This is a genomic window from Pirellula sp. SH-Sr6A, assembly GCF_001610875.1.
Taxonomy (GTDB): Bacteria; Planctomycetota; Planctomycetia; order Pirellulales; family Pirellulaceae; genus JBKCUI01.
Map to the genome: position 1 here is coordinate 1,239,006 of NZ_CP011272.1, position 25,263 is coordinate 1,264,268.

The 25,263-nt window shown below is 55.4% G+C and carries 21 protein-coding genes and 1 other RNA gene; 10 read left to right on the forward strand and 12 right to left on the reverse strand.

The annotated features are described in order from the left end of the window. Positions 1 to 16 precede the first annotated feature (16 nt). Positions 17 to 1,420: a sulfatase gene (locus VN12_RS04700; RefSeq protein WP_146675738.1), complete on the forward strand. Its 1,404-nt coding sequence runs from the start codon at positions 17 to 19 to the stop codon at positions 1,418 to 1,420. A 31-nt stretch (positions 1,421 to 1,451) separates the two neighbouring features. Here VN12_RS04700 and VN12_RS04705 read toward each other — a convergent pair whose 3' ends face one another. Further along, entirely contained in the window at positions 1,452 to 3,371 is a 1,920-nt protein-coding gene (locus tag VN12_RS04705; RefSeq protein WP_146675739.1) for a glycosyl hydrolase family 28-related protein, read from the reverse strand. 232 nt (positions 3,372 to 3,603) lie between these two features. Here VN12_RS04705 and VN12_RS04710 point away from each other — a divergent pair, with 232 nt between their 5' ends. Continuing rightward, a complete protein-coding gene (locus VN12_RS04710) occupies positions 3,604 to 4,365 on the forward strand; it encodes a hypothetical protein (RefSeq protein WP_146675740.1) in 762 nt (253 codons plus the stop codon). Positions 4,366 to 4,411: 46 nt separating this feature from the next. Here the strand turns inward: VN12_RS04710 and VN12_RS04715 are convergent, their stop codons facing one another. Continuing rightward, the gene (locus VN12_RS04715) at positions 4,412 to 5,047 is read right to left on the reverse strand and encodes a hypothetical protein (protein WP_146675741.1); all 636 of its coding nucleotides are present in this window, start codon (positions 5,045 to 5,047) and stop codon (positions 4,412 to 4,414) included. A 181-nt stretch (positions 5,048 to 5,228) separates the two neighbouring features. Here VN12_RS04715 and VN12_RS04720 point away from each other — a divergent pair, with 181 nt between their 5' ends. From VN12_RS04720 to VN12_RS04730, 3 genes are all read left to right on the forward strand, one after another. Further along, positions 5,229 to 6,170, forward strand: a complete 942-nt coding sequence (locus VN12_RS04720; protein ID WP_146675742.1) for a hypothetical protein — start codon at positions 5,229 to 5,231, stop codon at positions 6,168 to 6,170. Positions 6,171 to 6,267: 97 nt separating this feature from the next. Next, positions 6,268 to 6,477 carry a hypothetical protein gene (locus VN12_RS04725; protein ID WP_146675743.1) on the forward strand — a complete coding sequence of 70 codons (210 nt, stop codon included), beginning with the start codon at positions 6,268 to 6,270 and terminating at the stop codon, positions 6,475 to 6,477. 116 nt (positions 6,478 to 6,593) lie between these two features. Beyond that, positions 6,594 to 7,115 carry a PEP-CTERM sorting domain-containing protein gene (locus VN12_RS04730; RefSeq protein ID WP_146675744.1) on the forward strand — a complete coding sequence of 174 codons (522 nt, stop codon included), beginning with the start codon at positions 6,594 to 6,596 and terminating at the stop codon, positions 7,113 to 7,115. On the opposite strand, the gene mtnC is transcribed toward VN12_RS04730, so the two are convergent. Genes mtnC through rimI form a run of 3 tightly spaced genes read right to left on the reverse strand, consistent with a single transcriptional unit; the run spans position 7,112 to position 8,906 of the window. Further along, positions 7,112 to 7,858 carry an acireductone synthase gene (gene mtnC, locus VN12_RS04735; protein WP_146675745.1) on the reverse strand — a complete coding sequence of 249 codons (747 nt, stop codon included), beginning with the start codon at positions 7,856 to 7,858 and terminating at the stop codon, positions 7,112 to 7,114. The two genes, VN12_RS04730 and mtnC, sit on opposite strands and share 4 nt — an antisense overlap. A gap of 6 nt (positions 7,859 to 7,864) precedes the next feature. Continuing rightward, positions 7,865 to 8,383, reverse strand: a complete 519-nt coding sequence (locus VN12_RS04740) for an NUDIX hydrolase (RefSeq protein WP_146675746.1) — start codon at positions 8,381 to 8,383, stop codon at positions 7,865 to 7,867. Positions 8,384 to 8,435: 52 nt separating this feature from the next. Next, complete coding sequence (gene rimI, locus VN12_RS04745) at positions 8,436 to 8,906, reverse strand: ribosomal protein S18-alanine N-acetyltransferase (protein ID WP_146679791.1); 471 nt, start codon at positions 8,904 to 8,906, stop codon at positions 8,436 to 8,438. A 311-nt stretch (positions 8,907 to 9,217) separates the two neighbouring features. Here rimI and VN12_RS04750 point away from each other — a divergent pair, with 311 nt between their 5' ends. Further along, the gene (locus tag VN12_RS04750) at positions 9,218 to 10,168 is read left to right on the forward strand and encodes a hypothetical protein (protein WP_146675747.1); all 951 of its coding nucleotides are present in this window, start codon (positions 9,218 to 9,220) and stop codon (positions 10,166 to 10,168) included. Positions 10,169 to 10,192: 24 nt separating this feature from the next. Here the strand turns inward: VN12_RS04750 and rnpB are convergent. Together rnpB and VN12_RS04760 are read right to left on the reverse strand one after the other, a co-directional pair. After that, positions 10,193 to 10,554, reverse strand: an RNA gene (gene rnpB, locus VN12_RS04755) — RNase P RNA component class A. 204 nt (positions 10,555 to 10,758) lie between these two features. Then, complete coding sequence (locus tag VN12_RS04760; protein WP_146675748.1) at positions 10,759 to 12,459, reverse strand: DEAD/DEAH box helicase; 1,701 nt, start codon at positions 12,457 to 12,459, stop codon at positions 10,759 to 10,761. Positions 12,460 to 12,677: 218 nt separating this feature from the next. Between VN12_RS04760 and VN12_RS04765 the strand changes: the two genes are divergently transcribed. After that, positions 12,678 to 14,579 (forward strand): CocE/NonD family hydrolase, encoded by a 1,902-nt coding sequence (locus VN12_RS04765; protein ID WP_205855190.1) that lies wholly within the window; start codon positions 12,678 to 12,680, stop codon positions 14,577 to 14,579. A 9-nt stretch (positions 14,580 to 14,588) separates the two neighbouring features. Here VN12_RS04765 and VN12_RS04770 read toward each other — a convergent pair whose 3' ends face one another. Beyond that, positions 14,589 to 17,423 carry a RecQ family ATP-dependent DNA helicase gene (locus tag VN12_RS04770; protein ID WP_146675749.1) on the reverse strand — a complete coding sequence of 945 codons (2,835 nt, stop codon included), beginning with the start codon at positions 17,421 to 17,423 and terminating at the stop codon, positions 14,589 to 14,591. 148 nt (positions 17,424 to 17,571) lie between these two features. Further along, complete coding sequence (locus VN12_RS04775; RefSeq protein WP_146675750.1) at positions 17,572 to 17,901, reverse strand: hypothetical protein; 330 nt, start codon at positions 17,899 to 17,901, stop codon at positions 17,572 to 17,574. Positions 17,902 to 18,097: 196 nt separating this feature from the next. Here VN12_RS04775 and VN12_RS04780 point away from each other — a divergent pair, with 196 nt between their 5' ends. Continuing rightward, the gene (locus VN12_RS04780) at positions 18,098 to 19,255 is read left to right on the forward strand and encodes an alpha/beta fold hydrolase (protein WP_168164222.1); all 1,158 of its coding nucleotides are present in this window, start codon (positions 18,098 to 18,100) and stop codon (positions 19,253 to 19,255) included. Next, a complete protein-coding gene (locus VN12_RS04785; RefSeq protein ID WP_168164223.1) occupies positions 19,221 to 20,162 on the forward strand; it encodes an aminotransferase class IV in 942 nt (313 codons plus the stop codon). Before VN12_RS04780 ends, VN12_RS04785 begins: the two co-directional genes overlap by 35 nt. Positions 20,163 to 20,168: 6 nt before the next feature. On the opposite strand, the gene VN12_RS04790 is transcribed toward VN12_RS04785, so the two are convergent. Both VN12_RS04790 and VN12_RS04795 read right to left on the reverse strand, forming a co-directional pair. Beyond that, positions 20,169 to 21,221 (reverse strand): DUF2231 domain-containing protein, encoded by a 1,053-nt coding sequence (locus VN12_RS04790; protein ID WP_146675753.1) that lies wholly within the window; start codon positions 21,219 to 21,221, stop codon positions 20,169 to 20,171. Positions 21,222 to 21,234: 13 nt separating this feature from the next. Further along, a complete protein-coding gene (locus VN12_RS04795) occupies positions 21,235 to 22,125 on the reverse strand; it encodes a prolyl oligopeptidase family serine peptidase (RefSeq protein WP_146675754.1) in 891 nt (296 codons plus the stop codon). Between the two features lie 272 nt (positions 22,126 to 22,397). On the opposite strand from VN12_RS04795, the gene mutL reads away from it, so the two are divergent. Next, entirely contained in the window at positions 22,398 to 24,383 is a 1,986-nt protein-coding gene (mutL, locus tag VN12_RS04800; RefSeq protein WP_146675755.1) for a DNA mismatch repair endonuclease MutL, read from the forward strand. Positions 24,384 to 24,389: 6 nt separating this feature from the next. Here mutL and VN12_RS04805 read toward each other — a convergent pair whose 3' ends face one another. Beyond that, positions 24,390 to 25,235: a DUF4465 domain-containing protein gene (locus VN12_RS04805; protein WP_146675756.1), complete on the reverse strand. Its 846-nt coding sequence runs from the start codon at positions 25,233 to 25,235 to the stop codon at positions 24,390 to 24,392. Between the last annotated feature and the right edge of the window lie 28 nt (positions 25,236 to 25,263).

Here is a 25,263-nt window from a genome sequence, read left to right on the forward strand (position 1 = left end):
CCCATCAAGACCCACCATGAACGACCTTCTTTGGCGATATGCAGCAAGTTTCGTGTTTACCTTGTTCGTGGTTGGTACCGGTACAACCGAGGTCCAAGCGAGCGATCGATGGAATCTTCTCCTGGTAACCGCCGATGATTTGAATGGTGACGCGGCTCAATGGTCGGGAAGCAAACTTCCCGTAACACCTAATCTCGATGCCTTTGCCAAGACATCCCACCGATTCATCAATCATCATGTCACGATCTCCATCTGCCAACCGGGCCGCGCAGTTCTGATGACGGGAAGGTTACCCCACCGCAACGGTGCCCTTGGATTTCAACCGACTCGCCAGGACATCCCGACATTGGTCGAGATACTACAAAAGGAGGGATACTTTGCAGGCGTTATCGCGAAAGCTGCTCACATGATGCCGTCGAGCAAGTTCCCGTGGGATTCGATAGGGGAACAAGCGCTTGGGAAACAACCTGTCGGATTCTCCCAATCCTTTCGATCGATGGTAGCGGAAGCAAAAAAACGAAATCAACCATTCTTCATCAACGCAAATATTTGCGACCCTCATCGCCCTTTTATCTCAGGCAGCGGCAAGCGAAAACAGGACGGAAACGAATCGCTCGATGGAGTGCGTACATTTAAGTCCGAGGACGTTACCGTCCCCGATTTTCTCGAGGACTTGCCACGCGTTCGCGAGGAGGTTGCGCAGTACACCACGAGCGTCAGTCGATTTGATCTTTCATTCGGTCTTCTCCTCGAGGAACTCAAAAGGTCGGGGAATGATGAAGACACTGTCGTCGTTTTCCTTTCCGATCACGGCATGTCCTTCCCGTTTTCCAAAGCAACGGTTTACTACAACGGAACGTGGTCTCCTCTCTTGATTCGTGTGCCTGGACAACTCCCCGCCAAAGAGCACCGCGAGTTCGTAAGCAGTGTGGATGCCATGCCATCGCTGCTCCAAATCCTCAATGTCGCGCCACCCAACGGAATGGATGGGCGATCCTGGGCCCCTCTGCTGACCGGAGAGGAGCAATCGGATCGCGATTATGTGATTACCCATGTCAATACGGTGAGCAGCGGCAAATCGTTCGCTCAACGCTGCATCCGAACGAAGAATCGCGCTCTCCTATTTCATGCTTGGCCCGGTGGACCCAACCCTTTCCGGGTCGAGGCGATGAGCGGTCTTTCCTTTGCGGCCATGAACGAGTCGACGGACCCAAACATTCGCGCGCGCGTGGAGCAATTGGTACGTGGGGAGCCTCTTATGTTCTTTGATACCAACAAAGACCCGAGCGAGAGGGTCAATCTGCTGGGAGATCGTGCGTACGCGGCCGAGGTAAAAGAAACGAGTCAAAAGCTGCTGGAGCAAATGCGCCGTTCGGAGGACCCATTGACCGACGCTTTTGCGAAAGCGGCGGGGCTTTGATTCTGTTGCCCCATGCGATTGCATGGGCCGGCTACTTGGGCATGCGAGCCGCGTAAGGAGCCGTGTGGGCATTCCCTCGTTCTAGTGTTTTGGTTTCTTTTCCGTTCATCTCTCGAATCAACTCGATGAATGGATCTCCGTTAAAGCAGACTTCATGAAAGTAAGCGAATACATTCGATCGATCTGTCACAAACATAGGGGCCAGTTTTCCTGCCGTGGTGGTGTAGCTGAACCCACCTAATATTTCGCTCGCTCCCTGTCCCCTCGTATCGAGAAGTGTTCCACCTCGCTCGGTCTTGTAACCAAGGACCCACAATTCTCCTCCATCGTTTTCAATGTGGGTTCCTTCGTTCTCCACATTCAGCTGTCGAGCCCAAACGCGCTGTCCTTTCAACGCGAGACGATGGGTAACGAAGTCTTCGAAGAAGAGATGCCCCTTCGACGCTCGCTCTCCAAACCTGAGGTCGCAGTCCGCGACACTACGGAACACGATTGTGCGGTCCGTGTCGATCTCCATCCCGCCATGCACATAGGCAAAGTGCTCGATATGGAGCGGGCTCGACGCATCCTCGACGATGCGAAAATCGGGCTTTGCTTTCGCGAAATAATCGATCATTCCTCCCAGGCCGAGGATTCGCTCCACGCGGCCAGGAATCGTGACGGTCGATTCCAAGGAATAGGATCCCGGAAAGAAGATGGTCGATGCCCCCGAATCCATCGCTTTCTGAATAGCAGCAGACGAGTCCCTCTCACCGGTTGGATCGGCGCCGAACTCGTCGACGTTGGCCCAAGACGAGGTCGGATGAACGGGAACGGCTGGCGGTTCTTCAATCGGCAATCGAAGCGATTCAAGGCTCGCCGGAAACGCCGTGGTTGGAGATTGAGAGCAGTATTCCCGGACATGGGGACCCAGGCTACCAATCTTGTCCTCCCCAGTGATCCGGGTCACTGCGCTCCAATCCGGGGTCACGACATCGCCAATCGCCCTTGCATAGTCAGACGTCTCGATATCCCGCAAATATATCTTCCCACCATTGTAGTTGATCACCGCCGGCCATTTCTCCGCCCCGGAGCGGCCGGTCAGTTTTGCCTCGACCAAACAAAAGAACCCATAGCTTCTTATTGCGGGAACCGAGTTTTCGCTCAGCAATCCCCGAACCGAAATCGCTTGCCCCTCATTGTCAAAACCCAGTTTCGTTTGGTTGCGCAGTGTGATCCATTCGAAGGTCTGACCATTGACTGCCCTCGCTGTGTTAATGCCGCGTTCAAAACCGACGACCTCGCAATTTCTAACCAATAGCGGTCCATTCATATCCCGATGCCCAAGATCCAGCCCGATCGATCCGCTCGTAGCGTCCGCGAGAAATCGGCAATTCCTAACCGCTCCCGAATTATTGGAATAGAACTGGAGAGCGATCGCCCCTGGGTTGTTTTTGCCGACATCGAACGTCAAGTTCTCCACGTAGTTGTGAAACCAATCCGCAGATCCAAATCCTCCGCACCACATCATGCTTTGCGGTTCAGCGGAATTCGTAAAAGTCCCGTCCTTCAAGCGAAGGACCGTTCCCTCCGCACTTTGACCACACAGAAAATTCTTTCCCCAAGCATCCTTGCCCGAAGAATTCGTTTTGGACCAAAGCAGAGTCTTGGAGATTAGGTAAACACCTTTTGGAAAGTAAAGAAGACGGTGCGATCCCATCATGTCGAATAGAGCACGCTGAATTGCGTCGGTATCGTCATGAACGCCATCTCCCCTAGCAAGGTAAGGAGCTGCTGTTACATCGATGACCATAGATGCTTTTGGATAAGCCACCTCGGGAAGCCCCCGAAAATCCGCGCCTGTTTTCACCCCCGTAACATCGCCGAACCCAGCGTTCCCGAATAGGAACGCGACCAGTGCTATAAAAGCCAATACAGGTAGCAAACGGACAAAAGAAATGCGATTCGTCATCGTCCAACATTCTCCATCACAACTTGATCATGGTTCGTTCACGACATAGCAAACGAATCAACCCGAACAAAACCGCTTCGAGTGCAATACGGTGGCAATAGAATCGTGATTGTCTACTCGTGGCGTGCAATTGCTCCTCGCGTGCAATCGCGTCGGGCTTGCAGTAGACTGTGTCACCACGGCGATGGTCGATTGAGTCTGCTTTATCCCAATCCAGCGAACCGCATCTGGCATGTACCGAATTATACTTCTCGCCGTTGGCATGGTGGCTTCGATCGTTTTGCTTTCGGGAACGCCGCACGCGGTCGCCGACGAACTCGACGACGCTGTCCAGAATGTATCCGACGAACTCCTAACGAAATCACCGAGCATCCCGAGTGGGGACGAGGGATTTGTCAGGATTCTTCACGAAGCATTAGAAGTCGCGAAAAGGGAGCAGAGCCCCCATGACGCATGCACTCAAAACAAGATCGCGATTCTGGCTCTTGCCTCTCTCCTGGGGGACGATCGGATCTCCAGAACGGCTAAACGGGAGCGAGATCCTGCCTTGCAAAAGAAAAGGGAGACTCTGCGAAACCGTATAACCCTTCGGGGACGAAACGATTTATCGAAACACTTCTGGGTCAGTGCCGGTTTGGTAGCGATGTCGAACGAAACGAATGCGAAGGGAGTCGGCATCGCCAAGGAAGTGATGGACTCGCGACCAGGCGGATCTGGTTTCTCGTTTGCCGATCTTGCTGCGGACCTTGCAGGGATACGGTTCGCGTTGCTTGCGACGAGGAAAATCGAACAAGCCGAAGAGTTGCGGGAGCGCGTCCTGCGCGCCCGCCAAAGCGACGACTTCTGCCCCAACATCGAGGGACTTCCGGAGGGATTGACGGCCGAGCAGTTTCAAAACGAATTTGGTGGACTTGGCGGCAAGAAGACGCGCGATCTTTTCCTGCAAATCGATGACCGCATTCGCGAGTGTCCCGTCCTCCGCGGCGAGGACTAGCTTCGAGTCCCAGTCCTCCTTGGCCGCTCTCCCTCATCCACCGTTCCTATCGCCAGCGGAACCACAACCCCTTGCGACTTCCATTCTGCGATGCTGGCGATGGCGCTAGTTTCGAAGCAGGTGCCGCTTCCACGTCGGTGACGGGTTCCTGGGTGGAAACAGGTTCGGTGGACGGCACGGTGCCTGTTTCCGGTGCGATCGCTCCGGTACCCGTTTGTCGCTCAAAATTGCGAACAGCGCTCGCTTCCATCCTATCGGCCGTCTCCAAAAGAGCTTCGTTGCCGTTTCTCTCGGAAATGGCTCGCAAGTGATCGGCTTGCTGAAGTCGTTTGAACTGAATCTGCTCCGGTGTCATTCCTGGCAAGTTCTTGTTTCGAGTTAAGGCTTCTCCCGCTCGCCCCATCCCTTTTTGCGCAGCGGTTGCCGGTACGCCGGCAGGCAGAAACCCGGTCCCCCTTCCTCCTCTCGCTCCCAACGTTGGAGTGTTGGCCCTAGCGCCGTTGGTGGCCGCGTTAGCGGCTTGACCGGCAGCTTGATTCGCGGCACGGCCCGCAGCCTGATTGACGGCCGCTTGCCCCAATCCTCGATTCATTCCCGAGCCCTTGCCTTGACTCCATACCGACGCTGGCGACCAAGCCACCAAGAGGGAAGCACAGCTCAGAATGAAAATCCTTTTTCGCATCGAATAGGTTCCTTGTTTCGAGTGTGGACGCTGGAATTGGAATACTCCCTATAGATCAGCTCTGCAGCTGGCTCAATGGCAGTACCCATTTCTATCGACATTGCGACGGATAGCCGCCATCGATTCCCAACAGGAAGCACGTTGACGCATCGCCGGCCGCTTCGCTATAGACCACTTCACGATGCAATTCCCACGACACTGGTATCTCGGTTCGATCCGAGTCGGTCTTTTCTATTGGCTCCTGCTAGGCATTTCGCTGGCGGAACAAGAGGATGCACCATGGCAATTCGGGGATACTCCGTCGCAACCCGATGGACCTCGGTGGGCCCCACCCACTGGATCCAGAGAAAAGGCTAGCGTTTTAGACCTACCTGCGACCCAATTTGAATTTAGCTATCTATCGCAACTGGATGAAGCTGGATTTGGGGTGAACACAGTGGATGTTCGCCATACGATGATGACGGGGTATGGCGAGTATCCTCCTTTGAGCATCACGCCTGGATTCGCGATTCACTTGTGGAGCGGTCCTCAAGGGCTGGATCTTCCGGCTCGGGTTTATGATGTTTCGCTCGATTTCGAGTGGCAGCCTTGGTCCAACGAAACCAGCAGCTTGCTCCTAGGCTCTACGCCCGGTTTATACGGTGATTTTGAAAGCTTGGATTCGAAAGCGCTGCAATGGTCGGGGTGGATTGCAGGAACTCATCGGTTGAATACGAAGTGGCTTGCGATGGGAGGGGTCGCATATGTAAGGCAGTTGGATTCGAACTGGCTTCCCATTGGCGGCTTGATCTGGACGCCCAACGAACGAACGCGATTGGATATCCTTTTTCCACGACCGAAAATCACGAGACTTGTTCGATCGACTGGGCAGAGCACCCTATCTTGGTATCTAACCGGTCACTACGACGGGGGCGCTTGGAGCATTCAGGACACACCATCCACCCATGTTTTGGTCAGCTATAGCGATCTCCGATTGCTGACCGGGCTGGAAGGTGTTCAGTCCAACGGCTCCATTTGGAAAGTGGAGTTTGGTTATGCGTTTTCCAGGGATATCAGCGTTGAACGGTTTTCCGTCGCCACCCCCAGCGATGCGTTGATCTTGGAATGCGGTGTTTTCTTTTAATTCTGAGTGCGGCCACCAGGTTGAAAGCTGGTTCGTGGCGAATTAAGATCCGACGAAATCTAGGGTCGCGCCCGCGCATTTTGAGAGGAAGAAAGCCATGCTGCGCCGCTTGATGTTGGGGATGCTACTTTGGGGTGTAGCGATGGAAGCGAAAACCGCATGGGCTGATTTCATTCATGAAGGGTTCGCCTATTCGGCCGGCGCATCGCTCGTCCAGCAAAACGGTGGAACAGGTTTCACTGGGGCTGGGCCAGCGGCGGTTTCAACGCTGTTCGCAATGATTTCGTCGTCGATGCTACGTCCTTGAGCTACTCAGGTTCGCTGAGCACTGGAGGGAGCGTTTCTTCCATCGCTGGAACAACGATCAATGGCATTTCGCGAGCTGTCCCCACAGCACCGTTTGCCGTTGGAAACGTGACTTTCATGAGCTTCTTGATTCGGAGAAATAGCACGGCCGGCGACTTTGGGGGTTTTGGCGGTATCTACCTGGATGGAACCGAGAATGATCTCTTTATCGGCAAACCGGGTGCGAGCAACGTCTGGAGTCTGGAAAACCGAGGAGGTGGTGGATTGGCCCAATCCAATTACACCGCGACCGTCGGACAAACAACTCGGCTTGTTCTTCGCATCCAAGTTCAAAACGCAGCCGAAGCGTTCGCGTTGTACGTAGACCCTTCGACGGAACAAGAACCCGTATCACCTTCCGTTCGCAAAGTCGATTTGAATATCGGGCAACTGACCGACATTGTCCTCTACACATCGGGCGACTTCAGCTACGACGAAATTCGATTTGGGGATACGTTTGCATCGGTCACCGCCGTCCCGGAGCCATCCGCCCTCGCACTTGCATTGGTTTCCATGACCGGCCTCAGTTGCGTTGCAGCCTTCCGCCGCAAGTCGTTGCCGCGAACGGCGAAGAAGGAATCGACCGCGCGAGTCGATTAGCTCCAAGCGATCTCATCAAAGGAACAAACCGATGCACCGGTGAAGGTAGTATCCAAGGGCTTGTTTCCGTCCCGAATAGTGGCAACCGCTAACATTCCAGCGGCGATGGCCGCATCCAGTTCTGCCGCGACATCCGAAAGGAAGAGAATTGCCCCGGGAGCGATCCCCATTTCTTCTGCGATACGTGAATAGCTCTCGGGATCCTGCTTCTTTCCCATCTGCGTGTCGAAGTAATGAGAAAGGAGAGGAGACACGTCCCCTTGCGTGGTATGCCCAAAGAAGAGCTTTTGAGCCAGCACGCTGCCGGAGGAGTAAATAGAAAGTCCTAGCCCCAGTTGCTTCCAAGCCTGCAGAGCTGGCAATACATCCGGGAAAAGCTCCGCTCGCAATTCCCCGCGGTGAAATCCATCTTGCCAGACCAAACCCTGCAGCTGTTTGAGCCCCGTGGCTTTGCTATCCGATGCCATCAAGGCTTGGAGATGCGTATCGACTTTCTCCGCGGTCCTCTCGAAGTCGGAGGAGTGGTTCGGAAGCCACGAACGGGAATCAAGGCCCGCATCGGCGGCGACCTGCGCCATTGCCTCTTGGGTTGCCGGCTCATTCCAATGATGCAGTAAGAACTCTTTCATGTGCCGCTTGGCGAAAGGGAACATGATGTTGTAAACGAACCTGACATCGGCAACCGTCCCTTCGATATCGAGAAGAACATGCTGCACCGAGTCGCGTGGTAGAGAGACAGTCATAGGAGTTTAATGGGTTCGGTATCGCAAATACCAAAGGAGTGCTACCAACGTTTTCGCATCAATGATTTGGCGATCGCGAAGGAGTCTATCGATTTCCGCCCAAGAGAGAATGCGATTTTCCATTTGCTCTCCCACTTCGCGCTGCGTCGGTCCAGGCGTTAACCCCTCGGCGACGTAGAAGTGCATCTTCTCGTCCAAGATTCCCGGGGACATGGCGAAGGAATGGATATGAGACCATGCAGTAGCTCGATAACCCGTCTCTTCGAGCAATTCCAGCTTGGCAACTTCCTCGGGAGGCAGTCCTTTGTCCAGCGTCCCGGCCGGCAGTTCCAGATTCCATCGATCGATAGCTGCTCGGTAGGTATAAACAAAACACACCGTATTGGGATCTATCAAGGGGAGGATGACAACCGCTCCGGGGTGCCTCACGACGTGGCGAATATGGCGCGAACCATCCTGCAACACCTCCGTGACTTCTTCCACCGCGAATCGCCTGGCTTGAAAAAGCTTCTTCGGTGTTCCCATCGCGTCTTGCTATCCTCTTTTGAATTCCTGAGTACAACGGCTAACACGAGGGCTAACCGGCCCGCCGCTGAGGAGCCCCGTCGATCGATTGCATCGTCTCGGAGGGTTGCCTGTACTGCATGAGAAACGCATCTTCGGGAGTGTCTTCGTAAAAGGAACGTAGAACCCCGGTGGCCCGAAAACCGAGCTGACGGAAAAAGAGCTGCGCATCCAAATTCGTTTCACGCACCTCGAGCATAATCCGATTGCGTCGCTGGTACGCAAGCTTCGTGATCAGCTTATCCACCATCGCACTCCCAATCCCGTTTCGTCGGAAGTCGGGATGAACCGCGAAAGAAAGGATGTGAATCCGGTTCTTGTGAAGCTCGTAAATCATGAACCCTGCGACTTGCTCGCTTCGCTCGGCCACCATGCCGATGCAATCACGCTGCCTCAGACAACGAATGAACTCGTCTTCGGTCCACGGGAACTCGAAGCTGCGGTCCTCAATCTCGAGCACCGAGGGCATGTCGCGCCGGATCATCCAGCGAATGTGGCAGGCTTGATGGGAGTCAATGCTCGGCATAGCTCGGATTTCCTATCGGTAATGAGACGGGCTACTCCCCGACTCGCTTTGGTTTGTTCGCCTTCGCTTCCTTGCTCCGGCGGTCCGATACCCTACCAAACGGGACACGGCAGAGCCAAGCCAGATTTCCGTTCCAAGATCCCAATCCGAACTTTTTAGATAGCGAATCCACTCTGGACAGTTGGTATTTGCGAAAGCAGCGACTGCCTACCTTTTGGGCACCCGCCGAATCACCCCTCCTTTTGGGGGGGATGCTTAGGTTTGTAGCAATGCCAGCTAATAGCCTTAAGCCCTTGCTGGCATTCAGTTTACGGGGATGGTATTGCCAGCAATCTCAAGATGGAGCGTTCCGTTCAAAACGAGCGGCGTCGCAAAGCCGCGGCGAGGAGCAAAAGCTACACGAAGTCGAAATCAAGGAGATTGGGATGAATTTTGAAGGAAACGCAGCCGGGAGATGGACCATGGTCGAGCAGGACGCAACTCGTGTATCCTCCTCCGAGCCAGCACAGCACCTTGCACCCAAGCCCCACACAGTCACTGCCAGCGCCTCCGCCGCCGGCCCTGCGACCGATGCGTCGCCGAAAAAACCAACCGACGAGATCGGCGAAAAACTAGCGGCTGAGATGAAAGTCTTTTCCCGGGTCCTCGAGGAACTCATGAGCACGCTCGACAGCGGCGCCTCGTACGAAGACCGCGTTCGGTTTGTCATGCAATCTGCCGCGGACCTGTTCGGGGTCGCCCCGACCTGGACCGCCTTCTACCGAGCCGTCCTGGGAGGTGAGGGGGTTTTGCGCAAGGCGATCACGGCGGGCGACGAAGCAACTCAGTTCGAGTGCTCGGAAGAACACTCCAAGCTTCTGTCGATGCTGACGACCCTGCGATCGAGAGATCTACCAGAAAACGATCCTTTCGAACCGCAGCGCATGATCACCGTCCGGATCCCCAAAAGCCTCCACGACGCGATCTGCCACGAAGCGAACGAACTGGCTGTCAGCGTGAACAAGCTCTGCATTTCGCGACTGCTGCAACGCGTCGACAAAACGATGATCCCATCGTCAAACCAAAAGCGACGCGGACGCCGCCCCGGAAGCGGCTCGAGCAAAGCAACCGGAGCCGACGACGAAACCGCATGCCGAACCACCGTCTACACGACCACTTCGAACGGACTGGAATCCCGAGGAACGGGACCTACCACCAACACCGACTCGATTTTCGAGTAGTTCGACATTGAACAAAGAATAAAAGCTGCGAGGGAGCTCGTAAGCCGGGTTCTGTTGCTTGCGCTGCGATCATTTATCTAGCGTGCCGATTGCTCGGCACGTCGAGCGACCTACCCGAAAGCGACGAGCGTCGAGCCAACGCATGACCTTGCGGCCGGCTTCCTGTTTGGTCTTGCTCCGGATGGGGTTTGCCTAGCAACGGACGTCACCGCCCGCTCTGGTGGGCTCTTACCCCACCGTTTCACCCTTGCTGAGTCACCTCAGCGGTCTGCTCTCTGTTGCACTTTCCCTAGCCTTGCGGCCGGTCGACGTTATCGACCATCCTGCTCTACGGAGCCCGGACTTTCCTCTTCGGTATTCCCGAAGCGATCGCATCCGCTCCCTCTCAGCCACCTTAGTAGACCAGTTCTTACCCGTTCCGCAACCGCTTCCCATGCAATAAAAACCAGGGAACAAAAAAGGTGCCACGCCTACCCGAAAAAGGTGCCACGCCTGAAACGAAAAGGCGTCACGCCTGCGACAACTGCCGCCATAGACGAACATGCACGGAATAGAACTGCAACTTAGTGTGCGGGCTCGCTCAGAAAGAACTAGCGCGATCGACTTTGCGATCGGGCCTTCGGACCGCGAGATCGGGAGCCCGGAAGGGTCGAACCGGACCGCGACTTTCGACCACCGGCCGGCTTCGAAAAAGGACTTGCGTAGCCCGTGGATGTCTTCGGCTTAATCTTCCGAACCTTGCCACTGAGCGTCCGCCTTCGCCCCACTTCTTCGTTCGACTTCGAAGCCGTCTCTCCTTTGCTTCGTCGACCAGTCCGCCCCTCTGGGTCCGATCGACTCGGCTGCTCAGTCCGAGCTTCGCGTCCACCCGCGGAAACGGAAACCTTGCTTCCCCGCCCCCCCTCGGTAGCGCGCGTCGAGAACTTCTTTCGTTCGACGCTAGCCTGCTCCTTCCCGACTGCCCCGGACTCCTGCCTAACCGAAGGCTTCTTTCCCGAGGCCCTTTTCGCCGCAGGCGACTGCTCCTTTCGAACTCCGCGCGAAGCAGACGAAGCGCGAGGCGTTCGGGTATGAATAGCTCGGGTTCGACCTCCCCCTTCGCGGCGCTCCAGCTGCCTCTTGGCGTCGCGCAATTCTTCGTCCTCGGCATCGACAGAATGGAAGGGGTGATCGCGATCGACATCGATCTTTTTACCGATTCGCTTTTCGATCTCAGCGAAGTAGGCGTACTCGTCTCCTTCGCACAGCGTGATACTTTCCCCTGCAGCACCAGCACGGGCTGTTCGGCCGATCCGGTGGACATAGCTATCCGGATCATGCGGCACTTCGTAATTGATCACATGCGTAATGTCGTCGATGTCGATTCCACGCGCCGCGACATCGGTCGCGATCAGAACACGCACCTCCCCATCTCGAAACGCATGAAGCACCCGCTGCCGCGCGTTCTGGGACCGACCACCGTGAATTCCTTCTGCTGAAACCCCCGACTCGATCAGGGATTTGTACATGCGGTCCGCCCCATACTTGGTTCGCATAAACACCAGCACCCGTGCTCGCTGCGGATCGGTCAGCAGATGATCAAGCAGCTTGCGCTTGTTCGATTTGTCGACAAACATGACCCGCTGCTGCACGCGATCCGCTGTCGTGGCTGGAGGCGCAACCATCACGGTTTCATGATTGTGAAGCAGTGCGCTCGCAAGCGACTTGATGGGGGGCGGCATCGTAGCGGACAAAAATACGGACTGCTTCTCGCGAGGCAAAAGCCGGATGATACGCTGGATTTCGGGCATGAACCCCATATCCAACATCCGATCCGCTTCGTCGAGAATGAAGCACTCAATGCGCCCCAGATTGCAGTACTGCTGGTCTACCAAATCCATCAATCGCCCCGGCGTGGCCACCAGAACATGCACCCCTTGCGTGAGGGCGGCCACCTGAGGACGCTGCCCCACACCACCGTAAATACACGCATGCTTGACCCTCGTATTGCGGCCAATCGCATGCAAATTCTCCGAAATTTGAACGACGAGCTCCCGGGTTGGAGCGAGTATCAATCCGATCGGTTCAAAGGGATTGGGCCGCTTCTTGGCTACGTGGATCCGTTGCAACAGCGGTACGGCAAACGCAGCGGTTTTGCCTGTCCCTGTCTGTGCACAACCCAGCAGGTCGCACCCCGCCAAGAGGGGTGGAATCGCGCCGGCTTGAATCGGGGTGGGTGTCTCGTATCCGAGCGAACGAAGGGCGGATTGAATCTCAGAAATGATCGGCAGATCGGCAAATTGTACTGTCACAAACCCCTCGGCGGTGCCTACGCTAACAAAGGCACCTTTTTCTAACTTTTCAATAAAATACAACCCTCAAGTGTATCCTCGGGACCTTGTTATCATAAGGTCAAAAGCGGTTAATTCTGTTGGCTCGGGACCAATACGCCCCTTACGATATACATTCGGCGCCCCACATTTTTGCCGATCCGCCGCACTCCCCACACCTATCTTCGATGAACGTTCCTATGACGAAATCCTCGATGGCTCCTTCGCTCTTCTTCCAAGCACTCACTTGGATCGCGCTCGGATGCTGCACGCTACTCCCCTCCGCCACCGCGATTTCCCAATCGACCGAAGTGGTCCAATGGGAAAATGTCATTCGCCTTCACTACGACAAGGAGGAACGGATGATCCCTATGCGAGACGGGGTCTCCCTATTCACCGCCATCTACACCCCCAAAGACAAATCGAAAACCTACCCCATTCTGATGAAAAGGACCCCCTACTCGTGTGCGCCCTACGGGCCAGATGCCTTTCCGGCTTCGCTGGGCCCAAGTGAGCATTTCATCCGAGCAGGGTATATCTTCGTGAATCAAGACGTTCGCGGTCGGTTCCTCTCCGAAGGAACTTTTGAGCAAGTCACTCCGCATCTTCCCACCAAATCATCGCCGAAAGATGTCGACGAAAGCACTGACACGTACGACACCATTCAATGGCTGTTGGAACATGTCGAGGGAAACAACGGTCGAGTCGGCATGCACGGGATCTCCTACCCAGGCTTCTATTGCTCAGCAGGGATGATCAATGCCCACCCCGCCCTGCGCGCTGTCTCCCCACAAGCTCCCGTGGGGGACTGGTACTTTGACGATTTCCTTCATAACGGAGCCTTCTTTCTCGCCCATGCTTACCGTTGGCTCATGAACAATGCACAAGAGCGATCGGGCCCGACGACCATCAAGCCGCCGAGTGGCTCTCTCCCCTCACTCGACGGATACCATCTCTTTCTCGAGGCTGGAACGATTCAAGAAATCAACAGCAGGTTCTTGAAGGGGCAAGTTCCGTTTTGGAATCAGATGATGGAACACCCCAATCGGGACGCGTTTTGGCAGAAACGAGCCATACTTCCTCACCTTCAAAACGTCGCACCTGCCGTCATGCTGGTGACCGGTTGGTATGACGCCGAAGACCTCTACGGCTCCTTCAAAACCTACCAAGCGATCGAGAAACAAAACCCCTCCGTGAACAACGTTCTCGTCGTCGGGCCCTGGATCCATGGGGGCTGGGCCTCTACCGACGGCGAAAAGCTCGGAAATATTCCCTTCGGGTCCAAGACGGCATCGTTTTATCGCTCCGAGATCGAGCTCCCGTTTTTCGAACGCAACCTCAAAGATGCCGACCACCCGAACTTGCCCGAAGCAACAGTCTTCGAAACCGGCGGGAATCGATGGCAAACCTTCGACGCTTGGCCTCCGAAAAAAGCTCAAGAGCAATCCTGGTTCTTCGGCGAAAACCAAGGCTTGTCCACAACACCTCCTCAAACTCAGGAAGACAAAACCGGAGACTCCTACGTCAGCGATCCTGCCAAGCCGGTCCCCTACACGGAAACCATCACTCCCCGAATGACCGTAGAATACATGGTCGAGGATCAACGATTCGCATCTAGACGCCCCGATGTCCTCGTCTACCAGTCCCCTGTTCTCGAGCAAGATGTTGTGGTCGCAGGCCCCATCGATGTCGAGTTGTGGGTCACGACGACCGGTACCGACGGCGACTTCATTGTGAAGTTGATCGATGTGATGCCGGATGGCACGAACGCGGCCATTTTACCCAACTACCAAATGATGGTCCGAAGCGAAGTGATGCGAGGACGATTCCGCAATTCGTTTGAACATCCCGAACCCTTCGTCCCCAATGAACCGGCCATCGTTCGATTTGAACTGCAAGATGTGTTGCATCGATTCCAAAAAGGACACCGGATGATGGTGCAGATTCAAAGCACCTGGTTCCCACTCGTGGATCGAAATCCACAGAAGTTCATTCCGAACATCTTCCTCGCCGAACAGGACGATTTTCAACGAGCCACCTTTACCATTTTGCGTTCCCGAAAGCATCCCTCGGGAATTCGAATGCGAGTGCTCGCTCCGTAAGCAAACGCGTTACTCAGTCTTCCAGCGCTTGGCAAACTCCCAGAGCCTGGGAAAGGAGGCGAAGGCAAGGGGTGGAACGACGGCGCGCCCATCGACTTCTCGAATCGCGATCTGAGTACGCTTATCAAACAACTGCTCGATGGGGATTCGCTCTCCCACATCGAGAGCATCGCATAAATCTCCCAAGATCTGATCCGGCTGCTTGCCGCGTATAAGCGCGATCTCCCCCAATCGATATCCATGTTTGGCCAAGCGCACCGACCACTGCCAATCTTGGAACGTTCCAATCATCGGATCTCGCACCTGGAGCGCATCCCGAAGTTCGCAGTCCGGCAACGCCACCTTGTCCGAACCAGCTGGAACTTGTGGCGATACGACTTCCACGGGCTTGGTCACTATCGAATCCACCGAATCGGATGGGTGCAACGGCATGACGTCCTGAATCGATTCGTTTGCACAACCATTTTCCGCTAGATCCGCCGCATCGATTTCTGTCGCATCGATTTCTGCGGGCATCGGTTTCGCCAGCGACACGGCAGATTGAGATTGATATCGAGCGCAGGGATGGACGATTTCGTCTGGCCAAACCCCGATACCATGAAGCATTTCCAATCCAGATGGGCTCACCGACACCGTCACCTTACCCGCCCTCAACTCGGTCAACAGCAATACCGACTTGTCCAAAAGCAGATCCAAAAAGCTCGATACATGGCTCTTCTTCCAATTCGCCAACAACCCAAACTCGGGTAGTCGCTGCAACCGAAGGCCTTGGATGGCACGATTATCAATACCGGAGAAAAACTGAGCGAGGATGGTTTTACTCAGATACCCATGGGTTCGTTCGATCGCACCAACTAGCTTGCGCAACAACTCCCGCGCATCTTCTTGTTCTGTGGGCGACGGCACGACTTCCCCTGCCGAGACCTTCGCTTTCTTGCTTACCTTCTCCGCTCGTGGCTTGGGTACCTTTTTATCGACGCCACCATCCCCCCGATCGGCAGGACCCAGGCTAGCCGCTGTCTCCTTCGATGAAATGCCATTTGTCGTAGCCGCTGCGATGTCCAAGTGTTTGACCGGCTCGCTTGGCTTGACCGGCTTTGGGGCCAGTCGATCCACAGGGATCTTCGGCCACCCCGCTTTGCCTTGACAGCGATCGCAGATATTGCAATTCGCGGCAGACATATCTCCAAAGTACTGAAGAATCGCCTTCTGCCGACAGCTGCGGCATTGGGCAAAGGCGACCATTTGATCGAGTTTCTCGTAATCCGATTTCTTGCGTGCATCGAGGGAAGCGTGATCGATGCGCAATTGATCGAACGGAACATCTCTCTTTCGAAAGTGAATCGCTCGCCCTCGAAACGGAGGAACATACTCGAATCCCGGCAGAGAACAGAGATCTCGCAGATGCCTGGAAAGAGTATCCCGTTCCATCTGCAACTGATTCATCAGCCAGCGAGGATTGATGTACACCGCTTCATCGCGTCGATCGCCGACCGCCTTTTCGATCGCGCGGAGAACACTCCGTTTCACCGTCGCATCTCGAGGCAAAAGGTCGACCAAGGTCGGTAACTGGCTTTGGATACGAACCATCGCCAATCCACCTGCGACCTCCAATCGCTCCAGCACATCGGTCCTCGCCAAGATCTGCAACGCGGAATTCACCGCTTCCGAAGTCGTCGGCGCATTCATCAACTCCTTGATCTGCTCCGCCGTCAGTTCGATCGGATCCTCCTCGCGCTGGAGCAAGAACTCGTACACCGACTGAAGCACCTCGCGGGAAGGATTGGCATTCTCAATAAAGAATTCTTGGATGTATCGGTCTTGGGCGCTATAGAGAAGGACGCATTGCGAGGAGTGGCCATCTCGGCCCGCCCGCCCTGCTTCTTGATAGTAAGCCTCCAATGTCCCGGGCATGTTGTAGTGGACGACATATCGCAAGTCCGATTTGTCGATCCCCATCCCAAAGGCGTTCGTGGCGACAATAGCCTCCAACTCTCCTCGCATGAACTGATCTTGCACCAATTTTCGCTGCTCGGGCGCCAATCCGGCATGGTACGCCCCCACGCTCATCTTTCGCTCTTTGGCTAACAACTCCACGAGCGACTCGCATCGCTTGCGCGTCGCGGCATAGATAATCCCACTGCCCGGACTCGTCTCGAGGAACTCCAGAAGCTTTTTGTCTTTCTCCCGGTCGCTGTGGACGGTCACCACTCCAAGAAATAGATTGTCGCGTGCAAAACCCGTGACGAAATGCTTCGCGACCTTTAGCTTGAGCGAGGCTACGATATCTTGACGAACTCTCGGCGTCGCAGTGGCCGTCAATGCAATTGTCTGGACCCCGCCGAGAAACTCACGAAACTTGCCCACACGCTGGTAATCGGGGCGAAAGTCGTGCCCCCACTCGCTGATGCAATGGGCTTCGTCAATAGCAAGCAGCTGCACCGGAGTCGACCGGATTGCGTCAAGAAAGGTAGGATTGCGAAGCCGCTCCGGCGCTACATAAAGAAGCCGATAATGCCCACCGGCAACCCTCTCCAATCGGTAGGCTTGCTCCGAGGGGCTCAGCGTGCTATTGATCAGGGTCGCCGTGATGCCCCGTTTGGTCAGCCCGTCGACTTGATCTTTCATCAAGGCAATGAGGGGGGAGACGACAATGGTCAACCCGGTGCGGACAAGGCTGGGTAACTGGTAGCAGAGACTTTTGCCACCACCCGTCGGCATAACACACAAGCAATCGTTACCAGCGATGACGTGGTCGATGACCTCGCGCTGGCCTCGCCGGAATTCCGCCATGCCGAACTGGTGCAATGCCTCTTGCAGGTCCAAGTTGACGGTGTTGCTCATCACCAATCCATGCAGGGAATCGACGGTTCGGGCGAATCGAAAACACCATCGTCCGATGGGGGTTTTCAGCGGTGGGACACTCCCACCGATTTGCCCAGTTTACCGCAATCGCCGCCAATCCCAAAGACCCATCGATCGGGCGTAATGCTTAGCGCTGAGGCGCTGGCATGGGGCGAACCACTTCACCTGCCGAAGGGCTGGTTGCATAGGTCGATGGAGCACTGCCAATTGAAATCGGTTCTCCGACATAATCGGTCTCGTAAGCCCCGTATCCGGATGCAACGCCGTTTCCGCATGTGGTGCATCCCGGTGCAGGAGCCGCCGGTGCGCATCCAAGATCACATGGTTCACCGTAATTCGCGGGACCATGAATCCGATTGTGAAGACGGGTCAGAATATTCGGACGCCAGCCTTGGCCCGTCGTGCATCCAGCAAACGCCATAATGAAAGCGGCGTAGAGTATGGTAAGTTTCTTCATTCCCTTTATCCTCAATTCGATTGTGTCCAACCTGGTACACGAAAAAGCGAACAACTCTACGTCGCCGTTTCTACAAGGCAAATTGAGCCGCCGGAATTTTCGAATTTATTCCAGATTTCCTAACCCTCCCAATCCAGTTCAAGTGCTAGAGTTTCGCACTGCTTCACGTTCGAACCTCCGTAGACGGGTCAGGATCATGGATTGGCTGCCATGCAATCGCGAGTCTGGTAATAACAAGGGATGCCACACATCGAGCTTGCGCTCGCTCGCATCCCTGCTACCGCTCCTTCTCCTTAACCCACTGCTTCTTTCTATCGGAGTCAATCTCCATACGGATGTTCGAGCAAACGACCTTGCCAACACCCAGGCAGACATCGAACTCACCGATGAGCCGATCTCCGTTCGATGCTCCCCCCAATCAGAAATCTACGAACTTTCGACGAGGCACTTGCCCGATCGTTTCTGCACCATCCGCGAAGACTTACCCCCTTTCCAAGTCAACGCTTGGACGGGGAATTGTTGGGAACGATCCACGCTCCATGCTGCACTCGGACAAGTCGATGCACCGCTGCCAGACAAGCCGACCATCGTGTATGTGCATGGCAATTTCATGGAGAGAAACAATACGCTCGAGCGCGTCCGCATTATCGACGCCTACCTCAAACGAAATGCCAGAGAAGACTATCGACTGCTTTTGTTCTCATGGCCTAGCCAACGAGAATCCCGTCCGATTCGCGATGTCTATGAGAATGCAGAGTCTGCGGAGGACCAAGCTTTGTACTTGGCATGGATACTGCGACAGCTACGCTCTCAGTCGCGAGTGAGTATCCTGGCTTTCTCGTTCGGTGCACGAACCGCGACCGGAGCTTTGCATCTCGACGCAGGAGGAAGCATCCCTTCCCTCTCTATGAGCCAACCGGACTCCCCACGCCTCTTTCCCTATCGCGTTGGGTTGATTGCACCGGCCATCGACAAGACTTGGTTGGACGACTGCGGCAGACACCAACTGGCCCTCAGTCAAGTCTCCCACTTCATCAACATGTACAATTCAAAAGATCCTGTACTGCGACGCTTTCGATTTATCGATCGACTGACTCGCCCCATCGCGGGCGGTTTTGCCGGTTTCGAAGGACTCACCGATGCAACATCCACCTTCAACGTCACCGGGACCCCTACTTCAAACGGGGGCCAAGGCCTCTTGGTCAAACAATACGATTGCAGCCGCGCGATCGGTAGCACCCACAGCGAAAAAAGCTACCTGGGTGAATGCCCCTACTTTCAAATCATGATCGATACCTTACTTTGGAACACGGACGATCTTGGCCAACGGATCTGTGACACTGTTAGCCGATAGCTCGGCATTCCGCTGCGTCAGTGAAGACCGCGCATTGCGCGAATTCGATCCGCACGCTCCCGTTTGGTCACTCTCCGACACAGGGCCCATCTGGGGTGCCTTCCTCGTCGAACGATTCCGAACCCTCCGCGGGAAGGCGCTGCCCCTCACAGAACATCGCATTCGACTGCGACTCGGTGCGGAATATTTTGGATGGTCTTCCCAACCTATCCTCGAGACTTTCGACCAACTCGTCGAATCTCTCCTGAACGCGAATCGCAATCTCCTTGCCGATTCCGGGGATGCCAGCGTTGTCGCTCTCTTTTCACCCACCGCCACCGGTTGGGAAGCCATGGGGTATCTCCTCCCCATCCCCTTCGCGCGACTGGACCATTGGTATCGTGAAGGTGCATCGCTTTGTTCGGTATCGATTCGGGCTCCCTCAGCGGATTGCATACCGGTCGCCATCAAACACCGAAGCCGGCTCCCTTACTGGATTGCGGATCAGCAAGCCAAAGCGAAAGAACCAGACGCTATAGCGCTGCTGCAAACCAACCGAGGAACCCTGGCTGATACCTCCCTGGCCAATATCGCTTTATGGAGTGAGGAATCGGGTTGGACCACGCCGCTCGATAGCGAGTGCCATCCTGGGACAACCCTCGCCAAAACCATTCGCATCCTGGCAGAGTCTGGGGAAGCCGTCGTGAAAAAGTCGCTTACCCCTCACGACCTTCAACGGGCGGACGCGGCGATCATGCTGGGATCGACCGGCTTGATATGGCCCATCGGACGCTGGAACGGAGAATCTCTTGGGTCCAAACAGGGAGTAGCGAAGTGGAAGGAACTGGAGGCACGCTGGATCGAGTTCGCGGGCTTGGATTTCGTTGCCCAAGCCTCCGCGTACGCGAATCGCGATGTCCGTCGTTAGAGCAAACTACTTGCTGAATTGCTCCATCGCTTTGTCAAAGATCTCTCCGTACACCAACTCTCCACCCTGGTGTCCCACAATGCTCACCATCAGGGCCAAGAGCATCGCGCCGACTTTCCAGAAATTCCGCAATCGGGTGGATTCACCTCGCCCCGAGAAAAGGCCGATGATGACGACGACCAAACTCAACAGGAGCATCAGACTTCCTACCCACCGGTGGTAGAACAAGGTCATCTCTTCGTGCGACGCGTTTCGCCCGAGCGATTGATTCCACGCAGGGTAGCCGCGCTGGTCCGCAAAAGACCAGCCCATCACGACCGCCGCGATCGTGGAGAGCGTGGCGATCCACAAGCAATGAAAAGCCATGCTTTCGCAGCGTTTGCCAAGGAAATACGACAGGAACGAGCAGACACCTGCGACAATAAAAAGTGCGATGGGAAAGTGTACGACCGCGGGATGAAAATACCCTATCGCACGATAGCTTCTTTGCCAAAACGATCCGCCCACGACCGGCGCCACGGGAGCGACCGGTGAAGCCGCGTCGGTCGCGACTCCCAATGTTACCCCGTCGGGCCAAATCGCTCCTTCGTCGATCCAAAGCTTGAGCAGCGCCAATTTCTGCGGAGCCATGGGCCCGTCAGGCGGCATGACCAAACTCTCAGTATCGATTGTCTTGGATGGCTGGATCAAGTAGTCGGTCCAGAGCGAACTGGCCGAAGCGTCCCCAGGCTCTATGTAACCCAACACGGCTTCCCGATCGCCAACTTCGAACCCTCCCTTCGCCTTCTCCCCTTGATGACACGAAAAACATTCGGACTTCAAAAGCGGCGCAATATCCTTCGCAAAATCGACGATCCCCTTCTTGGGTTCCGTCTCCTGCTGAGGCTCGGTAGTTCCGGCCGGTACGGGCTCGGCCGTCGACGCGTCGGGGGGATCTTGAGAAACCCCGCTGGTGGGAATCGCGAAGTGCAACGAGACGAGTGCCGCAAAAAGCAGCGCGCACCGGATTGCAAACCGATGGTTTTGACTCGCCGGGGAATGATTCGATGGATATGCCATGTTCAGTTTATTCTTATTCCGAAACGTTCGATTTCCGTTGGGCGAACAACCAAGTGTAGAACTCAGGGTTTTTGTAGGTGACGGTCCAACTATCGTGCTGCAAGTCAGGGTACTCGGTGTATCGAGGATTGCCCCCTACCTTTTTCAATGCCTCGATCATCTCCTGCGATCGAATCACTTTCACAACCGGATCTTTCGCACCATGGAAACACCAAATCGGCAAGTTGCGAAACCGCTCGACCGTTTTGGGATCACCGCCACCACATATCGGTGCGGCGGCTGCGAAAAAGTTGGGATAACGAGCGATAGCATCCCAAGTTCCATACCCACCCATGGATAGTCCTGTGATATAGATCCGTTCGGTGTCGACCCCCGCGTTCTCGACCATCTCGTCCACCAGCTCCTTCAAAAGCTGCATCGAGTCGCTGGCTTGATCGGGTAGCTCGCTCGAAGGCTTGCTCCAATCCACCTCCGACCACTTCTTGTCTTTGGGGCACTGCGGGATCAGGACATACGCTGGGAACTCTTTGCGACGGGCTTCGTCGGCAAAGTCCTTGGCACCATGCTTGAGAGTACTGACATTGTCATCGCCGCGTTCACCCGCTCCGTGCAAGAAAACGACGAGCGGATACTTTTTGCCAAAGCTGTACTGATAGGGCTTCATCAGTCGGTACTTAAGAGTCTGATTGCTCGCACCCACATACTCGCGAGGCTCGTAAATCGATTCGATGGGGACCGCAGCAGTTTGCGATGGAGTGCTTGGCACGATTTGTTTCGACGCAGGGGATGGATTGGGAGAAGATGACGGTGCCGAGTTTTTTTCTTGCGCCATGCCCACCGACGACAAGGCCGATACGGCGAGTGCGGCGTGCAAAGCCCAACGCAGTTGCGATCGAGATTTCATAAACGGATCCTTATTAGCTAGCAATGGATTAGCCCTGGTAAATACGGGACTAGGCGTGAATGCCCGGGGGGTTTTGGAGAGACCCGTGGTGGGAAGGGGGGAGGGGAAAGGAGGCCTAGGCCAGCTCTTAGTATAGTTCTAGTTGCGACGCTCCCAAAGAGGAGGTGGCCCGGTTCTTGGAACCACCGAAGGTTTCCCGTTTGAACCCGCTTCGGTACTCTATGAAATAGACGCAAACACCAGAAACTCGCACGCCTAAGGGAAAACACGCCATGCCAACGATACGAAAGCTCCCCGTCGGGCTGGTCAATAAAATCGCTGCAGGCGAAGTCATCGAAAGACCTGCGAGCGTCGTCAAGGAACTGCTGGAAAACAGCATCGATGCCGGTGCGGGCTCGGTCGAGGTCTCGATCGAAGGTGGCGGAATTGACTTGATCCGCATCACCGATAACGGTTGCGGAATCGCTCCAGAACAACTCCCCTTGGCCATCGCCCCCCACGCAACGAGCAAACTGCCTCATGATGACGATCTCTTCGATGTGCGAACCCTAGGATTTCGCGGAGAAGCATTGGCCTCGATCGCAGAAATCAGCCATATGTCGATTCGAAGCCGCACGACCGATAGTGACTGCGCGTCCATTCTCAGCGTCAAGGGTGGAGAAGCGGAACCCGTTCAACCGACTTCGGGACCGATCGGAACCACCATCGAGATCCGGCACTTATTTTTCAACACCCCTGTCCGTCGCAAGTTCATGAAAAGCGCACAGACGGAAATGGGGCACGTCGTCGAAGCCTTCACCCGCATCGCCTTGGCCTACCCGCATGTCCATCTCGTGCTAAACAACGGTTCTCGTACCCTCTACGATCTGCCGCCAACCGAACGCTGGTCCGAACGGATCCGAAAATTCTTTGGCGACGAAGTTGCCGATGCCTTGATCTCCATCGACCAAAAAGATGAACGCGTCTCGATTCGAGGTTACGTCGCAGATCCATCGGTTTCTCGCAGCAATAACCGTATGCAGTACCTCTTCTTGAACGGTCGTTACATTCGAGACCGAGCGCTTCAACACTCCCTCGGAGAAGCCTATCGCGGACTCCTTATGGTCGGCCGAATGCCAGTCTGTTTCTTGCACATCGATATCGACCCTAAAACCGTCGATGTCAACGTCCACCCCACCAAAGTCGAAGTTCGCTTCGAAGATAGCGGCGCCATCTATAGCCGCCTCCTCTCCGGCCTGCGCACTAAATTCCTCAATAGCGATTTGGTCGCCCGCGTCAGGACCTCCGATTCCACCTCCCATCAAGTGGACTCCACGGCAGCAAGCAGCCTGCCTGTCCCCCTCGCTGCCGGACGTGGAATCCCCAATCCCAACGAACTCCTAGATTGGGCCAAAACGACTACCAACGCTCTCCCAAGCCGCTTGCCCGAATTTCGTCCTTTCTCTCCCACCTCCCGAGGGCAATCCCTCGACGATCCCTTCTTTGGTCCTTCATTACCCACCGTTGCACCGACGCCCTGGTCGACATCGCCGACCGGATCGGATCTACCTCCCACCGCGGTGGTCTGGTCTGCCGATCGTCCTGTCGCGTTGATGGATGACGAGACCGAAGCGATCGATTCCGACGCCCCTCTCGCACCCTCCTACGCGAACAGTGGGATCGACAAGTCCTCGATTGACGGAACGAAAGCAAACATCGGGTTCCAAATTCACAATCGCTACCTGATCACCGAGGACGAGCAAGGCATGGTGATCATCGATCAGCACGCCCTTCACGAACGTATCTTGTACGAGCAAATCAAGAATAAAGTCTTAGCCAAGACGCTGGATGTCCAAAGATTGCTGGTCCCCGAAACGATCACCCTCTCTGCCGCCGAGACGGCGATGGCGTTGGAATTCCAAGATGTTCTGCGGGAAATCGGCATCGACATTGAGCCTTTCGGAGGGGACACCCTCCTCGTGTCCTCGTACCCAGCCATGCTACAAGGAATCTCACCGGGCGAAATGCTGCGTCAAGTGCTCGACCCGCTCATGAGCGGCGGAAAGAAACCCGACGTCCGAAACTTGCTCGACGAACTCATGAACATGGTGGCTTGCAAAGCGGCAATCAAGGCAGGTGACCGGCTTACCAGCGACGAGATTTCGTCGCTCCTATCCCAACGCCACCTCTATCACGACACCCACCATTGCCCGCACGGACGACCGACCGCACTGTTTTTCTCACGCGAGCAACTCGATAAAATGTTCAAGCGGACGTGAACTTCGTTAGGTAGCATCACCATCGGAGCCGCACTGCTTCCCAGTGCGCCAACGTCGAACTCCCCATCCAGCGATCGCAATCGCACCGCAAAGCGCAAAACTGGTTGGCTCGGGTACGGCGCTGAATCGCAGATTGTCCATGGCGACGTAGGCGGGAGTATTCATGCCATACAACCCAACATCCGAGGAAGCAAACTCTAAACGGACGGATCGGACTCCGGATAGAATCGACAAATCGATGGTACGCCAATCGTCCAAAATATAGTCTTGCGCGTTGTTCGCGAATCGATAGTCGGCCAGATCCACCGTCACCGATCCTGTTTGATTCCCCGTCGCATCGAGCCCGTCATATCCCCTGAGGGTGACTTGGAACCAATCGGAGTCGTTCCCAGTCACCCCCCCAAACTTCTTCGCGAATTGATCGCCATTGGCCATCGACAGCGCTGCGTAAGTGGAGTTTGTGATATCGACAGATTGCAGAAGTGAAATGGTAGGTAGATTGATCGTGGCCCTCGAACCCGTGGCGATCGCATAGTTCTGGCCGATCGCAACGCCACCTACGCCATTGGCCCCGCCCCCTGCATAGGACGCATACTGGTTGGTGAACCCTACAGTCGTGGTATCGACTACGTTGCTATACGACCAACCGCTCCAGCTTCCCCAACTCGCGTTGTACGAATTGCTAAAAGAAACTCCTTGACTGCTCCACCCCCCCGCACCATCCGACCCGTTGTAATAACTATTAGGGGAAAGTTGAAACTCATCGAACGTAACCGTGGTCTGCGATAACGCGTAAGAAGGGGCCAAGATAAAAGTGATCGCGAGCAACAATATGGAAATGGAAATCTTCATGGTGTAAGTCCTTACGAGAATAGGGATC

What these genes read in the sequence shown, in the direction of transcription:
- rimI (WP_146679791.1), bottom strand. Translation starts at nt 8,906, where the DNA reads ATGATCCGGCGCGACATGCCCTCGGTGCTCGAGATTGAGGACCGCAGC.
- VN12_RS04710 (WP_146675740.1), top strand. Translation starts at nt 3,604, where the DNA reads ATGTACCGAATTATACTTCTCGCCGTTGGCATGGTGGCTTCGATCGTT.
- VN12_RS04740 (WP_146675746.1), bottom strand. Translation starts at nt 8,383, where the DNA reads ATGGGAACACCGAAGAAGCTTTTTCAAGCCAGGCGATTCGCGGTGGAA.
- mutL (WP_146675755.1), top strand. Translation starts at nt 22,398, where the DNA reads ATGCCAACGATACGAAAGCTCCCCGTCGGGCTGGTCAATAAAATCGCT.
- VN12_RS04730 (WP_146675744.1), top strand. Translation starts at nt 6,594, where the DNA reads ATGAGCTTCTTGATTCGGAGAAATAGCACGGCCGGCGACTTTGGGGGT.
- VN12_RS04790 (WP_146675753.1), bottom strand. Translation starts at nt 21,221, where the DNA reads ATGGCATATCCATCGAATCATTCCCCGGCGAGTCAAAACCATCGGTTT.
- VN12_RS04805 (WP_146675756.1), bottom strand. Translation starts at nt 25,235, where the DNA reads ATGAAGATTTCCATTTCCATATTGTTGCTCGCGATCACTTTTATCTTG.
- VN12_RS04775 (WP_146675750.1), bottom strand. Translation starts at nt 17,901, where the DNA reads ATGAAGAAACTTACCATACTCTACGCCGCTTTCATTATGGCGTTTGCT.
- VN12_RS04725 (WP_146675743.1), top strand. Translation starts at nt 6,268, where the DNA reads ATGCTGCGCCGCTTGATGTTGGGGATGCTACTTTGGGGTGTAGCGATG.
- VN12_RS04770 (WP_146675749.1), bottom strand. Translation starts at nt 17,423, where the DNA reads ATGAGCAACACCGTCAACTTGGACCTGCAAGAGGCATTGCACCAGTTC.
- VN12_RS04720 (WP_146675742.1), top strand. Translation starts at nt 5,229, where the DNA reads ATGCAATTCCCACGACACTGGTATCTCGGTTCGATCCGAGTCGGTCTT.
- VN12_RS04780 (WP_168164222.1), top strand. Translation starts at nt 18,098, where the DNA reads ATGGATTGGCTGCCATGCAATCGCGAGTCTGGTAATAACAAGGGATGC.
- VN12_RS04715 (WP_146675741.1), bottom strand. Translation starts at nt 5,047, where the DNA reads ATGCGAAAAAGGATTTTCATTCTGAGCTGTGCTTCCCTCTTGGTGGCT.
- VN12_RS04795 (WP_146675754.1), bottom strand. Translation starts at nt 22,125, where the DNA reads ATGAAATCTCGATCGCAACTGCGTTGGGCTTTGCACGCCGCACTCGCC.
- VN12_RS04765 (WP_205855190.1), top strand. Translation starts at nt 12,678, where the DNA reads ATGACGAAATCCTCGATGGCTCCTTCGCTCTTCTTCCAAGCACTCACT.
- mtnC (WP_146675745.1), bottom strand. Translation starts at nt 7,858, where the DNA reads ATGACTGTCTCTCTACCACGCGACTCGGTGCAGCATGTTCTTCTCGAT.
- VN12_RS04700 (WP_146675738.1), top strand. Translation starts at nt 17, where the DNA reads ATGAACGACCTTCTTTGGCGATATGCAGCAAGTTTCGTGTTTACCTTG.
- VN12_RS04705 (WP_146675739.1), bottom strand. Translation starts at nt 3,371, where the DNA reads ATGACGAATCGCATTTCTTTTGTCCGTTTGCTACCTGTATTGGCTTTT.
- VN12_RS04750 (WP_146675747.1), top strand. Translation starts at nt 9,218, where the DNA reads ATGCCAGCTAATAGCCTTAAGCCCTTGCTGGCATTCAGTTTACGGGGA.